The sequence below is a fragment of the Actinoalloteichus caeruleus DSM 43889 genome, from assembly GCF_000429185.2.
Lineage (GTDB): Bacteria > Actinomycetota > Actinomycetes > Mycobacteriales > Pseudonocardiaceae > Actinoalloteichus_B > Actinoalloteichus_B caeruleus.
In genome coordinates this window covers 4,204,398-4,217,758 of the sequence record NZ_AUBJ02000001.1, presented here as the reverse complement: position 1 = coordinate 4,217,758, position 13,361 = coordinate 4,204,398, and the positions used below count along the sequence as shown (strand labels likewise).

Here is a 13,361-nt window from a genome sequence, read left to right as displayed (position 1 = left end):
CACTCACCTTCCGGCGGTCACGAGTTCGGGAGCGGGCAGGGCGGTCGTCTGGTACTCGACCGCGTCGTCGGTCAGGCGCATGAACGCCTGTTCGAGGGAGGCGCGTTCGACCGCGAGTTCGTGCAGCACCACGCCACCCGCGGCCGCCACCTCGCCGACGAGCTGGGTCGTCACACCCGAGACCAGCAGGGCACCGGTCTCGACCTCGACCCTGACCTCGGCGTCGGCCCGTGCCAGCGCCGCCCGCAGTTCCTCCGCCTGGGGAGTCCGCACCCGCACGAGGGACTCGCTGGCGTTGTCGATGAACTCGGCCGTGGTGCACTGGCTGATCAGCTTCCCCCGGCCGATCACCACCAGGTCCTCGGCCGTCTGCGCCATCTCGGAGAGCAGGTGGCTGGAGACGAAGACGGTCCGGCCCTGCGCGGCGAGGTCCCGCATGAAGCCACGGATCCAGCGGATCCCCTCGGGGTCGAGGCCGTTGACCGGCTCGTCGAACATCAGGATCTCGGGGTCCCCCAACAACGCGGTCGCGATCCCCAACCGCTGCGACATCCCCAGCGAGAACCCGCCGGCCGGGCGGTTCGCGACGGCCGCGAGGCCCACGGCCTCCAGCACCTCGTCCACCCGCCGGTCGGGCAGCCGGTTCGTCCTGGCCAGCCAGCGCAGGTGGGCCCGCGCCGACCGGTTCGGGTGCACCCACTTCGCGTCCAGCAGCGCGCCGATGCGGCGGAGTGGCTGGTCCAGCTCGTGGTAGGCCTGCCCGTTCACGCGGACCGTTCCGCTGGTCGGGCGGTCCAGGCCCAGGATCATCCGCATCGTCGTGGACTTCCCCGCGCCGTTCGGCCCGAGGAAGCCGGTCACCCGCCCCGGCCGCACCGAGAACGACAGGTCGTCCACCGCGACCTTGTTGCCGTACCTCCTGGTGAGGCCTCGTGCCTCGATCATGGTCACCAACTCCCCGCCCGCCCCTGTCGGGCGTCGCCTCGTCCGCTGTCGCTTCGGGAGTCAGCCTGTCGGAGACGGACCCCCCGGGGTATCCGTGATCACCCCGAGGTCAACCCCCACTTGCCCCGCAAGGTCCTGGGGGCCGACACCCCGGGGGCGTACCGGCAAGTTCATGAACGACGGTTCACAAACGTTTGTGAACCGTGGTTCAATAACGGGGTGGCCAGACCGAGGAGCACCACGGACGAACAGCTGATCCGAGCGGCGAGCGCGGCGCTCGCGGAGCTGGGACCGCGACGGCTCGCCCTGGCCGAGATCGCCCGCCGCGCCGGGGTGGTGCCCGCCACCCTGGTCCAACGGTTCGGTTCCAAGCACGGCCTGCTCGTCGCGATGAGCCGGGCCAGCGCCGACGAGGTGCGCACCACCATGCGCGACGCCGCGAAGGACGCCGGCGACCCGGTCGAGGCGGTCAGGGCGGCGGCGACCTCGCCCTACCGCGCGCTCGACAACCCCGACACCGCCGCGCACAACCTGGCCGCGCTGGGGACGGACCTCCAGGACCCGGAACTCCGCCAGCTCCTCGGCGAGGTGTACGGCCGGGTCAGCACCGAACTGCGCCGCCTGGTCGGCGCCGCGGTCGACGCAGGGGAACTGCCCGGCGCACCGGCCCCGGAGGTGGCGGGCTCCGTACTGGCGGCCCTGGTCAACGGCTCGGCGTTGCACTGGTCGATGCGCCCCGAGGGGTCCCTGGTCCACCGGCTCCTCGCCGACGTGGACGCGGTGCTCGACGGATGGCGGCGCCCTCCCGGCTGAGCGGCGGCCACGACCAACCCAGCCGGAGATCCATCACGAAAGGAACGAGGACGTGGCGGAGAAGAACGCACCACTGCACGGGCGGGTCGCCGTCGTCACCGGCGGCACCCGGGGATGCGGCCGGGGCATCGCCGTGGAACTCGGCGCCTCGGGGGCCACCGTCTACGTCACCGGCCGCACGAGCGGGCGGACGCGCAGTCCCCTGAACCGCGCGGAGACCATCGAGGAGACCGCCGAGCTGGTGACCTCGGCCGGCGGCACCGGCATCCCGGTCGTCTGCGACCACAACTCCGTCGCCGACGTCACCGCGCTGGCCCAGCGCATCCACTCCGAGCAGGACGGTCGGCTGGACATCCTCGTCGACGACGTCTGGGGCGGTGACCCCCTCGTGGTCCACGGCACCCCGTTCTGGGAGACCAGCCTGGAGGACGCCCTGCGGGTGCTCCGCAACGGCGTCGAGACCCACCTCGTCACCGCGCACACGCTGCTGCCGCTGCTCATCGCCAGGCCGGGCGGCCTGCTCGTCGAGGTCACCGACGGCGACGACGACGAGTACGTGGGGACAGCCGTGCCCTACTTCCTGGTCAAGTCGGCGATGCGCCGGCTCGGCACGGCCTTCCACCACGAGCTGGCGCCCTTCGGGGGAGCGGCGGTCACCGTCAGCCCCGGTTTCCTCCGCTCGGAACGCATGTTGGACCACTTCGGGGTGACCGAGGAGAACTGGCGGGACGGCATCGAGCGGGATCCGCACTTCGCCATTTCGGAGACCCCCCGCTACCTGGGCCGCGCCGTCGCGGCCCTCGCCGCCGACCCGGACGTCTCCCGCTGGGGAGGGCGCGGCGTGTCCAGCGGTGAGCTCGCCGCCGCCTACGGCGTGCGCGACCTGGACGGCTCCCAACCCGACGCGGCCACCTACATCCGCGAGGTCGCCCTCGGCGGTCGTCGGGACCGCACGGCCGACGACTACCGCTGACCCGGGCCGAACGACCGCGTCCGGGGCGGTCCCGAAACGGTCCCGGGGCCACCGGCGGTTCCACCCGCCGGGCCCCGGGCGCCCCGGATCGGGAGCTCCTACTCCCCGCCGTCGGACCTGGCCGGCGAACGGCCGTCCTCCGCTCCCCCCGCGCCGCTCGCCACGGCGGAGGCCTCCTGCTGGGCGCCACCGGTCTCGGCGGGCCCGTCGTCACCGGCGGTCGACGACGACGTCGCGTCCCCGGCCCCCTCCGACCCGGCGGTCCGGTGCATGTCCTCCGCCACCCGGGGCAGCCAGGCCCAGGCCACCACTACCGCGATGAGGATCAGCACGGTCGCCGCGAGGTGGGCCACCCGCACCCCGTCCATCCAGGACTCCATGACCTCGCGCAGCAGTCCGGTGCCCTCCTCACCCAACGACCGGGCCACACCGAGACCGCCGACCAAGGAGTTGGTCGCGGTCTCCCGGACGTCCTCGGGGAAACCCGTCAGCGAGTCCGACAACCGGCTCCCGTAGGTGCTGCCCAGCACCGAACCGAGGACCGCGATCCCCAGCGAGGCACCGATCTCGCGGGTCACGTCGTTGGTGGCCGACCCCATCCCGGCCCGTTCCCGGGGCACCTTCGACATCAGCATGTCGGTGGCGGGCGGCATCGTGAGCGCGATACCCAGCGAGACGGTGGCCAGGCCGAACAACAGGTGCCAGTAGCCCGAGTCGACGCTCAGGGTGCCCAGGATCCCCATGCCGAGCGCGGCGAGACCCATCCCGCTCACCACGGTCGCCCTCGGGCCGAACCGGCCCACGACCCGGGCGACCTGGGGCGAGACCAGCACCATCATCACCGAGACCGGCAGCATGGCCACCGAGGACATCAGCGGCGAGTAGCCGAACACGAGCTGGAGGGTGAGGCTGAGGGAGAAGAACACCCCGATCAGGGCGAAGAACACCAGCGTGAGCGAGAGCGCCGACGCGGAGAACGCCTTGTCCCGGAACAGCGTCATGTCCAGCATCGGGTCCTTCACCCGGCGCTCCCACAGGACGAAGACCGCGACCAGGACGAGGCCGGCCGCGAGCAGTCCCAGCGTCGTCGCCGACGCCCACCCGTTGTGCTCCGCCTGGATCAGGGCGTAGACGACGGTGCCGATACCCAGCGTCGACAGCACCGCCCCACCCGGGTCGATGCCACCGTGCCCGCCCTCGCCGGCGCCGGCCGCCACCAGCCGGTGGCCGGGGACGAACCGGACGCCCAGGGCCACGCCGACGATGACGACGGGGATGTTGATGACGAAGACCGACTGCCAGGAGTAGAACTCCAGCAGGACTCCGGAGACCACCGGCCCGAGGGCCGTACCGGCGCCGGACACGGCGGCCCACACCGCCACCGCCCTGGTCCGCTGGTGGCGGGGGAAGACACTGGTCAGGATCGACAGCGTCACGGGCATCACCATCGCGGCGCCGACGCCCAGCGCGGCACGGGCGGCGATCAGCTCGGTGCTCGAGTCCGTGAACAGCCACACGTAGGCGGAGCCGAGGCCGAACACCACCAGGCCCGCCTGCAACATGGCCTTGCGGCCGTACCGGTCGGCCATCGCGGACGCGGTGAAGAGCAGACCGGCGAACACCAGCGTGAAGGCGTTGTTGAACCACTGCTGCTGGCTGGTGGTGGCACCCAGGTCCACCGAGAGCACGGGGAGCGCGACCCCCAGTGAGGTGTTGGCCAGCATGACCGTCGCCAGCGCCAGGCACAGCACCAGCAGGGTCTTCCACCTGTCGCGGTAGACCGATAACTCGATGCCCTCGGCGACCGCGGCGCGCTCGTCGTCCGTCATCGACGAACGGGGTTGTCCCGGCGGCACCTGGGCCTCGGGCTGGACACGGGACACGTCATCTCCTCGACAAGACGGGGAAGCCGGCCCTCCCTCGACCAGGCCGACCCCTCCACGTTATGTCACACGTGCCAGTTGGCACACGTGACTTATGGCATGGTTGACACTGGCCGGACATCCCGTGAACCCTTGGGAGCCATGACCGAGGCCCCGGACCCCCATCACGCCGCACCGCCGGACCGCCGGCGGCGCAGGGCGCAGCGGACCCGCGCCGGCATCGAGGCGGCCGCGCTCCGCCTGTTCCGGGAACACGGTTTCGAGGCCACCACGATCGCCCAGATCGCCGACGCCGCCGACATCGCGCCACGCACCTTCTTCCGCTACTTCCCGAGCAAGGAGGCGGTCCTCTTCGGCGACCCGGCCTGGCCCGCCCAGATGCTGCGGGAGAGCATCAGCCGGCGGCCCGCCGACGAGCACCCGATGCGCTCCCTGGCCTGGGCGCTGGGCGAGCTCGACGACGTGATGCAGGAGGAGCGGGCGCAGCACCTGCTGCGGTGCGAACTCCTCGCCGAGGTCGACGAGGTGCGGTACGCGCAGCACATCGTCTCCTCGAACTGGATGCGGGAACTGACCGCCCTGATCGCCGAACGGCTCGGCGCCGACCCCCACACCGACCCCCGCCCCCAGGCGTGGGCGATGGCGCTCGCCGGGACCGTCTCGGTCTCCCTCCAGGCCTGGCTGGCGCGTCCCGAGGGGCCGCTGCCCTCCGCCCTGCTCGCCGAGGTGCTGCACACCACCATCGACGGCCTCTCCGAGACGGCACGGGGGCTGCCGGCCCCCGCCCCCGCCTGACGGACACGCGGCGCTCCGCGGGCGACCGGACCGGGTTCGACGGCCGAGGCGCTGGGTCCCGGGCCTCCGGACGGAACGCCGGCGGTGGTGGACGTGGCACGATCTGTGTCGAGAATGCCCGCGTCGAGCCCGAGGAGTGACGGTTGGTCCACGGACCACCCCAGCGGCACTGGCCCGGCCCGCTCTCGGCGGCGGTGGCCACCCTGTGCGACCGGCTCCAGCCCCAGGTCGGCCCGGCCACGGCGGCCGGTTTCCGGCAGGTGCTCCACCGGCTCTCCGCCCCGCTCCAGGTCGCCGTCGCGGGACGGATCAAGTCCGGCAAGTCCACGCTGGTGAACGCGTTGATCGGCCGCCGGGTGGCGCCGACGGACGTGGGCGAGTGCACCCGGCTGGTGACCCGCTTCCAGTACGGCACCGTCGACCGGGTCGAGGTGATCTTCCGGGACGGCCGCAAGCAGGTCCTCCCCTTCGACCAGCAGGGCATGATCCCCGCCGACCTGGGCGTCGACATCGCGTCGGTCTCCCACCTCGAGGCCTACCTGACCAACGCCGTCCTGCGTGACCTGACCGTCATCGACACCCCCGGCCTCGGATCGCTCGACTCGGCGTCGGTCCGCCGCACCCGGGAACTGCTGGGCGCGGGCGACGAGCCACCGGGTGAGCTGGACCCGGTGTCCCGCGACGCGGTCGCCGGAGCGGAGGCCGTGCTCTACGTCCTCACCCAGACCGTCAAGGCGGACGACGAGCACGCGCTGACCGCCTTCACCGCGGCCACCGCCCGCCGGGAGGCCGGCCCGGTCAACGCCGTCGCCGTCCTCAACAAGGCGGACACGGTGGAACCGGACTCGGTCCCCGGCTCGGACGGCTCCACCTGGCGGGCGGCTGGCCTGGTCGCCGCCAGCCAGGCGGCCGCGCTCCGCCCCAGGGTCGCCGACGTGCTGCCCGTCATCGGCCTGCTCGCCGAGACCTCGGAGACCGGCGGCTTCACCTCGGCCGACGCGCGGTGCCTGAAGGACCTGGCCGCGCTCGACGAGGAGACCAGGGAGACGATGCTGCTCTCCGCCGACCTGTTCGTCGACTGGGAGTGCGCGGTGCCGCCGGCCGACCGCCGCCGGCTCCTGGAACGACTCGACCTGTACGGCGTCCGCAGCGGCGTCCTGGCCGTCACCGAGGACCCCGAGATCACCGCCGGCGCCCTCCGCCGCCGGCTCCTGGACGCCTCCGGGCTCGCCGCCGTGCGCGCTCGGCTGCGCACCCTCTTCCAGGCGAGGGCGGACGGGATCAAGGCGGCGGCGGCGATGGCCTCCGTCACGGCGCTCGCCCACGCCTCCGGCGACCCCGGCGAACGGCAACGCGTCCACGACGCCATCGAGGTGCTGCTGGCGCGGCCCGAAGCGCACCAGTTGCGCCTGCTGGAGGCGCTGACCCTGGTCGCGGGCGGAACCGTCGCGATGCCCGACGACCTCGCCGAGGAGATCCTCCGGGTCGGGAGCACCTCGGACCCCGGGGAACGGTTGGGCCTCGCCGGACGTCCCAGGACGGAACTCGCCGCCCACGCGCTCGAACGTGCCGGCTGGTGGCGGTCGTTCGCCTCGTTCGGGGCCACTCCGGCGCAGAGCAGGGTGGCCCACGTGGTCCACCGCGCCTACTTCCTACTCTGGCAACAGCTCAGGGAGGCGACATGACCCCCTGGTTCCGGCGGCGGCGACGCGAGGAGCCGCGCCCGACACCACGACCCGGGACCGGCCCGGGGCGGGCCGCCCGAGGCCACGACGAGCACACCGACCCGGTGCTCGTACCACCGGAGCCGCCCCTCACCCCGCCCGTTCCCAGCGCCCCTCCCGAGGCCGTCCCCTCGGTCCACCCCGACGACGCCACCCCGCACGGCGCCGCGCCCGAAGTGCCGGAGGCACCCGACGTGCCGGACGCACCCGTGCCAGCGGAGAACCGACCCCCGGCCTCGACGGCCACACCGGTGCCCCCGTCCGGTGCCGGGACGGCCGGAACCGCCCGCGCCGGCGACACGTCCTACCGCGACGTGGGCCTTCATTCGCTCGACACGGCCGCGCGCGCGGCGACCGCCGAGGACACCACCGACCACGAACGCGTCCTGCGTGAGCGCCAGGACCTGATCAGGCTCTGCCTGTACGCCCTGGACCGGGCGCGCAGCGCGGGTGTGGCCGAACGCATCGAGGAGGGCCTGGCGGCCGTCGGCGTCACCTCGCTGCGGCCGGACGGGGACCGGTTCGACCCGGCCCGCCACGAGGCCGGTGGCGTGACGGACACCGACGACCCGGCGCTGGCCGGGACGGTCGCCGAGACGGAGGTGGTGGGTTTCGCCGACCGCGGTCGCACGCTGCGGGTACCCGTCGTCACCGTCTACACGCGGAAAGGGCCGGGATGACCGGCGAGCGGGCCCCGTCCGGCTCCGGCGTCGCCCTGCCCAAGCTGGTCAGGCAGACGCGGGAACGACTGGTGGAACTGCTGCGTTCGGCCGACGTCGACGCCGCCGAGTGGGTCGAGCGGGTACGCGGGGCCAAGCAGCCCCGGCCCACCGTGGTGGTCGTCGGCGAGACCAACCGGGGCAAGAGCTCCCTGGTGAACGCGCTGCTCGACCAGCACGACCTGTCCCCGGTCGACGCCGACGTCGCCACGGCCACCTACCTCCGGTTCACCGGCGGCCCCTCGTGGAGCGCCTCGGCCCGCTACGGAGACGACGCGGCGGTGGACATCCCCCTGGGCGAACTGCGGAACTGGGTGTGCGTCGACGGCACGCTCCCGCCCGGCGCGTTGCCGCCCCGCGACATCGCGGTCACCGGGCCGGCACCGCTGCTCACCGACCTCGACCTGGTCGACACGCCGGGTGTGGGCGGTCTGGACGCGATCCACGGTGAGCGCGCGGCGGACGCGGCGGCGAAGGCGACGGCCCTGCTGTTCGTCCTGGACGCCTCCAGCCCGCTGACCCACGGCGAGCTGTCCTTCCTCCGCTCCATCTCCGACCGGGTGGAGACGGTGGTGTTCGCCCTGACCAAGACGGACCAGTACCGGGGGTGGCGGGAGGTGCTCGCCGCCGACAGGGCGCTGCTCGCCGAGCACGCGCCGCGCTTCGCGGACGCCGACATCCACCCGGTGTCCGCGCGGTTGTCGCAGCTCGCCGCCTCCGCCCCGCACGCGGGGCCCGCCGACATGCTGCGGGCGCGGTCGGGGATCGCGGAACTCGCCACCTCGCTCGTCAGCACCGTGGCCGGACGCGGCAACATGCTCGGCGAGGCGAACACGATGCGGGCGCTCGCCAGTTCCCTCGCCGCCCTCACCGCCCGTCTCGAGGCCGAGGAACGGGCCCTGACCACCGGGGAGGACGAGGCCCGCGCCCTCAGGCGACGCCGGGACGAGCTGTCGGCGGAACGCCGCTCCGCCAGCAGGGGATGGCAGCTGCGCCTGCGAGGCGAGCTGAACCGGGCACGGGTCGAGTGCGGTCACGAGGTCGCCCGCCAGGTCCGCGACGTGCAGTACTGGTTCCGCCGGCAGATCGACGGCGCGGACCGCGCCGGGCTCGAGCGGTTGCCCCGGCACGTGGACGCCGCGCTGCGACTCCTCTCGGCCCGCACCAGCGCGATGCTCGAACAACGGCTGGCCAGGGTGACCGAACTGACGCTCGCCGAACTGTTCTCGCCCGCCGAACTCGCCATGATCCGCGACCAGGTGGCCAGGTCCACCCAGCCCTTCGTCGTGATGCGCCCGGCGGACCGGCGCCAGCAGACGGCGGAGGACCGCCTGCTGGTCTTCATGGGCGGGTCGATGGGCATCTCGGCGGGGCTGGGGGCGAGCAAGCTGGCGATGCTGCCCTTCGGGGCCGCGGCCGGGCTGGCAGCCCTGCCGCTCGTCGTTCCCGTGGTGGCGCTGGGCCTCGGCGCCGGCTGGTGGATCGGCCGGGTCCGCCGCCACGGCGCGGACAAGCAGCACCTGCGGCAGTGGCTGTCCGATGCCCTCGCCGACGCCCGGTCCACCCTGGACCAGGTGGTGTCCGAGCAGCTGATCGAGGCGGAGATCCAGCTCTCGACCGCGCTCGACGAGGTGCTCGGCCGGCGCGTCAACGGCATCGAGGAGGAGCTCCGGGAGGTCGACAGGGCGCTGCGGATGGGTTCCGCCGACCGCGCGAGGGAGACGCAACGGGTGCGCCGAACCCTGGCGGAGGTGCGGGCCGGGGCCGAACAGGTCGACCAGCTGCTCGCCAGGATGCGCGAGCTCGGGCCTGGTCGCGGCCACGCCGCCCAGCCCGGCACCTCCCCGGGCCGGCCGGGCCCGGGGCCCCGGTTGGGCGGGAACCAGAACTGCCTACCGTGAGTCCAACGTGACGTCCGACCGGACCGCCCGGGGGCCGAGCAGCACCGTCGGCCGGTCGAGATCCGAAACGACCCGGTGAGGGGGATGCGGTGTACATCGAGGGTGAGGCCGGTGACACCACCGGCGACAGCACGGACCTGCGGGTGGTCGTCGACGGCCAGGAGTACACCGGGGAGACCAACCACGACTTCTCCGGCGACGGGACACCGGACAGCGTGTTGTTGGAGACCGACGACGGGTACCTGGTCTTCACGGACTCGGACGGCGACGGTGAGGCGGACCTGCTGGTCGAGTACGACGAACACGGCAACGTCACCGGGACCGCCGGCTACGACCAGGCGTCCGGTGGTTGGGTGGCGTCCGACCCCGAACGGACCCTCGAGGGGAACCCCCGCCTCGACATCGGGGAGTTGCCCGCCGGCGAACCCTTCGACGACGCCAGCTACTCGGGGGACTCCATCCTCGTGCGCACACCGGGCGGCCCGATGGACGTCGGCGCGCCGACGGAGGACATGAACGGTGACGGAGTCGCCGACACCTCCGTGGTGGTCACCGAGGATGACGTCGTGCTGGTCGTCAGCGACGTCGACGGCGACGGCGACGCCGACCTGATCGCCGAGTTCCACGCCGACGGCACGGTGGTCCTCGCCGAGCACACCGGCGGCGGGGAGTGGGTCGTCGTCGAACAGGGCGGGTTGGACGCCCAGGGGCAGTACGTCCCCGACACCGGCCACCACGGGGCGGTGCCCAGCGGCTCCGACGAGGAGTGGGGCGACGAGGCGACCGACGCACGAGCGCGCTACGACGTCACCGCGTCCGTCGGCGGGTCCGCCGTCCCCGTGGCCGGTGCCTCCGCTCCGAGCGGGGACGCCAGCGGGGAGTCGCCCGAGGTCGCGCAGGCGCACTGGGCTTGATCGACGGGCGAGCCCGTGGAGGGCTCGCCGCGCCGACGGCACTCGGCGTGGTCGTGGCCGTCGTGGTCGGCGGGTCCGCTCCTGGCGCCCGCCGACCGCCCCCACGGGCGGCGGCGCGCTCCGAACCGCGCCCGATCCGGTGAGCGGCGCGGTCGGAACACCGCCGGGCCCGCTACCGGAGGAAAGGGAACGGGGTCGACCGGCGGACTTTCCCCCAATTCCAGCGGAAGTTCGCGGCACTGGCCCTGGCATCCGAATATCCCCCTATTCGACGCCCATTCGGCCGCCAACCGGATAAACCACCACGGCCCGCGACCTCCCCTTCGCCTGGCCGCGCGGAATGGAATCGCCACCGGTATTTCCCGGCGCCTGCGGACCGGACCACGGACCGGAGGCGTCCGGCCCAGCCCACCGAAACTGGTCAACCGGTTGCGCGCATTCTCGCGTTCGCCCGGCTCCCCGGGCGTCGAACGCCGTCGAACGGGCTCCGCCGCGCCGCCGGTACGCCTGACCGGGGACGGCGAGCGCACCCCGCCCACTCACCCGAACCGGACCGAATTCGTTGCGGACAAACGAGAACAGAGCCCAACTTCCAGGTGCTGAATCGATACCCTTATCGGTCCTGTGAGAGAGCCGACAACTTTCCGTTGAGTACCGAGGGCCTACTGCCGCTAACCTTCGGGAACCCCCAATTTCGTGGTCCGCCCGCCGCCACCGGGCGGCGCGAAGCATTTCCGCGTTCGTGGGGGTCTTCGTGTTCCACCGAGCCGTGGACAGCGCACAACCACCGCCGGCAGCACCTGGCAGTCAGGAGACGTGAGGACCATGACCGCACTCGCCGTACCCGGTCTCGACCAGCCGCCCACCACCCACGAAGGTCTCCTCGCCTGGGTCCGCGAGGTCGCGGACCTGACCACCCCGGACACCGTCGTCTGGTGCGACGGCTCCGAGGCGGAGTGGAGGCGGCTGACCGACGCCCTGGTCGCGGCGGGCACCTTCGTACCCCTCCGGGCCAAGCCCAACTCGTTCTGGTGCGCCTCGGACCCCAGCGACGTGGCCAGGGTCGAGGAGCGCACGTTCATCTGCTCCCGGGACGAGGCCGACGCCGGGGCCACCAACAACTGGATGCCGCCGGCGGAGATGAAACGGGTGATGACGGAGCTGTACCGGGGGTGCATGCGCGGCAGGACGATGTACGTCATCCCGTTCTGCATGGGACCGCTGGACGCCGAGCGACCCATGTTCGGCGTCGAGATCACCGACTCCGAGTACGTCGTGGTGTCGATGCACATCATGACCCGAATGGGGGGTGAGGTGTTGTCCCGCCTCGGGAGCGACGGCGAGTTCGTCCCCTGCCTGCACTCGGTGGGCAGGCCGCTCGCCGACGGCGAGGCGGACGTGCCCTGGCCCTGCAACGACACCAAGTACATCTCGCACTTCCCCGAGGAGCGCACGATCTGGAGTTTCGGCTCCGGCTACGGGGGCAACGCGCTGTTGGGCAAGAAGTGCTACTCGTTGCGGATCGCCTCGGCGATGGCCCGGGACGAGGGGTGGCTCGCCGAGCACATGCTCATCCTCAAACTGATCTCCCCCACCGACGAGGTGCGCTACGTCGCGGCCGCCTTCCCGTCCGCCTGCGGCAAGACCAACCTGGCCATGCTGGAACCCACCATCCCCGGTTGGCGGGTCGAGACCCTCGGCGACGACATCGCGTGGATGCGGTTCGGCGAGGACGGCAGGCTCTACGCGGTCAACCCGGAGGCCGGGTTCTTCGGCGTCGCGCCTGGCACGAACTGGAAGACCAACCCCAACGCGATGCGCACGCTGGAGCGCGGGAACTCCATCTTCACCAACGTCGCGATGACCGAGGACGGCGACATCTGGTGGGAGGGGATGGACGGTGCCCCCGACCACCTCACCTCCTGGCGGCACGAGGACTGGACGCCCGAGGACGGGGAGCGGGGCGAGCTGTCCTCCCACCCGAACTCGCGGTACTGCACGCCGATGGGACAGTGCCCCGTGCTGGCGCCCGAGTGGGACGATCCGCGAGGAGTGCCCATCTCCGCGATCCTCTTCGGCGGACGACGCGCGACGACGATCCCGCTGGTCACCGAGGCCCGGGACTGGCAGCACGGTGTCTTCATGGGCGCCACCCTCTCCAGCGAGAAGACGGCGGCGGCGACCGGACGGGTCGGGCAGGTCCGGCGGGACCCGATGGCCATGCTGCCCTTCATCGGCTACAACGCGGGTGACTACTTCCAGCACTGGATCAACCTCGGCAAGGAGGCCGACGCCTCCCGGCTGCCGAGGATCTTCTACGTCAACTGGTTCCGCCGGGGCGAGGACGGCCGGTTCCTGTGGCCGGGCTTCGGTGAGAACTCGCGCGTGCTGAAGTGGATCGTGGACCGCCTGGACGGGGTCGCGGCGGCCGTCGACACCCCGATCGGGCGGGTACCGACCGCCAGCGGGCTCGACCTGTCCGGGTTGGCGGGTACCGAGGCGGACGTCGAGGCCGCGCTGCGCGTGGACCGGGAGGAGTGGCGTGCCGAGCTGCCCCTGATCGAGGAGTGGTTCGACACGATCGGCGATGCCCTGCCCGGCACGCTGCGGGACGAGCTGGCCGCGCTGCGGGAACGCCTGGGCTGACCACGCTGCGGCGACGGCGGGGGCGTCCGACACTGAGGACGACGGGCC

At 72.7% G+C, this 13,361-nt stretch carries 10 protein-coding genes; 8 read left to right on the top strand and 2 right to left on the bottom strand.

What is annotated here, in order from left to right:
• Positions 1-3: 3 nt before the first annotated feature.
• Positions 4-945, bottom strand: coding sequence for an ABC transporter ATP-binding protein (locus G443_RS16685; protein ID WP_026417914.1), 942 nt, complete (start codon positions 943-945; stop codon positions 4-6).
• A gap of 219 nt (positions 946-1,164) precedes the next feature.
• Between G443_RS16685 and G443_RS16680 the strand changes: the two genes are divergently transcribed.
• Together G443_RS16680 and G443_RS16675 are read left to right on the top strand one after the other, a co-directional pair.
• The gene (locus G443_RS16680) at positions 1,165-1,758 is read left to right on the top strand and encodes a TetR/AcrR family transcriptional regulator (RefSeq protein WP_026417913.1); all 594 of its coding nucleotides are present in this window, start codon (positions 1,165-1,167) and stop codon (positions 1,756-1,758) included.
• A gap of 52 nt (positions 1,759-1,810) precedes the next feature.
• Positions 1,811-2,731, top strand: coding sequence for an SDR family oxidoreductase (locus G443_RS16675; RefSeq protein WP_026417912.1), 921 nt, complete (start codon positions 1,811-1,813; stop codon positions 2,729-2,731).
• Positions 2,732-2,829: 98 nt separating this feature from the next.
• Here G443_RS16675 and G443_RS16670 read toward each other — a convergent pair whose 3' ends face one another.
• Complete coding sequence (locus G443_RS16670; protein ID WP_245588717.1) at positions 2,830-4,614, bottom strand: MFS transporter; 1,785 nt, start codon at positions 4,612-4,614, stop codon at positions 2,830-2,832.
• A 141-nt stretch (positions 4,615-4,755) separates the two neighbouring features.
• Here G443_RS16670 and G443_RS16665 point away from each other — a divergent pair, with 141 nt between their 5' ends.
• From G443_RS16665 to G443_RS16640, 6 genes are all read left to right on the top strand, one after another.
• Positions 4,756-5,409, top strand: coding sequence for a TetR family transcriptional regulator (locus G443_RS16665; RefSeq protein WP_035275360.1), 654 nt, complete (start codon positions 4,756-4,758; stop codon positions 5,407-5,409).
• 143 nt (positions 5,410-5,552) lie between these two features.
• Entirely contained in the window at positions 5,553-7,094 is a 1,542-nt protein-coding gene (locus tag G443_RS16660) for a dynamin family protein (RefSeq protein WP_026417911.1), read from the top strand.
• Positions 7,095-7,309: 215 nt separating this feature from the next.
• Complete coding sequence (locus G443_RS16655; protein ID WP_372493018.1) at positions 7,310-7,813, top strand: nucleotide exchange factor GrpE; 504 nt, start codon at positions 7,310-7,312, stop codon at positions 7,811-7,813.
• Entirely contained in the window at positions 7,810-9,753 is a 1,944-nt protein-coding gene (locus tag G443_RS16650) for a dynamin family protein (protein ID WP_245588716.1), read from the top strand. Before G443_RS16655 ends, G443_RS16650 begins: the two co-directional genes overlap by 4 nt.
• 89 nt (positions 9,754-9,842) lie before the next feature.
• Positions 9,843-10,667 (top strand): DUF6802 family protein, encoded by an 825-nt coding sequence (locus G443_RS16645; RefSeq protein ID WP_051313577.1) that lies wholly within the window; start codon positions 9,843-9,845, stop codon positions 10,665-10,667.
• Positions 10,668-11,492: 825 nt separating this feature from the next.
• Positions 11,493-13,313 (top strand): phosphoenolpyruvate carboxykinase (GTP), encoded by a 1,821-nt coding sequence (locus G443_RS16640; protein ID WP_026417910.1) that lies wholly within the window; start codon positions 11,493-11,495, stop codon positions 13,311-13,313.
• Positions 13,314-13,361 lie beyond the last annotated feature (48 nt).